This is a genomic window from Collinsella sp. LCP19S3_D3 (assembly GCF_052121455.1).
Taxonomy (GTDB): domain Bacteria; phylum Actinomycetota; class Coriobacteriia; order Coriobacteriales; family Coriobacteriaceae; genus Collinsella.
Genome location: NZ_JBQKEF010000052.1, coordinates 1 through 906 on the forward strand (window position 1 = coordinate 1; position 906 = coordinate 906).

The 906-nt window shown below is 68.2% G+C and carries 1 protein-coding gene; it reads right to left on the bottom strand.

What is annotated here, in order from left to right; genetic code table 11:
* A partial coding sequence (gene istA / locus ACTQXM_RS08990; RefSeq protein WP_441547650.1) for an IS21 family transposase occupies window positions 1-739 on the bottom strand: 739 nt, incomplete at its 3' end.
* Window positions 740-906: the final 167 nt, after the last annotated feature.

The following is a 906-nucleotide window of genomic DNA, read 5'->3' on the forward strand; positions in this document are numbered from 1 at the left end:
TCTCGACGGAGCCCTTCTCGTTTCCCGAATAGGGGTTGCAGTACCGGCTCTCGAAGCGGTAGTGGGCCCTGAACTGCGAGAACAGCCTCGATTCCGTGACCTCGCCGCGTACCATCCTGCCCGCCTCGGTGGCGTTGTCGAGCACCATCGCAGCCGGGGCGCGGCCCCAGCGGCGGAAGATCTCGAGCAGCCCGGCGCACAGGCACTCCGACCTCTGCGACATGAGGGCGACGCACTGCCGGTCGTTCGAGTGCGGGAGCGTCGCGACCAGCAGCTTGAGGTCGAGGGTCCTCCCGCCGACCGCGGCGCGGAAGTTCCCGAAATCGACCTGGCAGGTGCCGGGCGCCCACTCGAGCTCGAGGTACCCCTCTCCGCCCGCCGCCGCCCGGGCGAGCCTGAGCTCGCGGACGAACCTCTGCACGGTGGAGTACGAGCCGCCGTAGCCGCGCTCGGCGACGAGCCTGTCGTAGATCCGCCTGGCGGTGTGGCGCTGCTTCCTCGGGGCCCCGAGGTCGGCCTCGAGAACGCCCGCGACCCATTCCTCGTTGCCCTCGAGCGCGGGCCTGCCCCTCCTCCGGGGCATCGGCGCGGCGGGCGACATGTCCTCCATGTCGGCGTACTTCGCCACGGTGTTCCGGCTCACGTGGAGCATTCGGGCGATCTCGGACCTCGAGCGCCCGGCGGCATCCATCGACCGTATATCATTCACTGTGTCCAGGGGCACGGTCATCTCCTCCATCCTTCCCGGGCGGGCTCGCCAAGGTAACCGCCCGGGGAAACCATACGGCGAGGGCCGCGCCCCCGGTCCCCGGGGCGCGGCCCTCTTGCTTAAACTGCTCAATTTTTCGTGCTCACGGTGCTCATTTCCCAGTGATCACTCGGACCACTTCTTAGTGAACATCAACA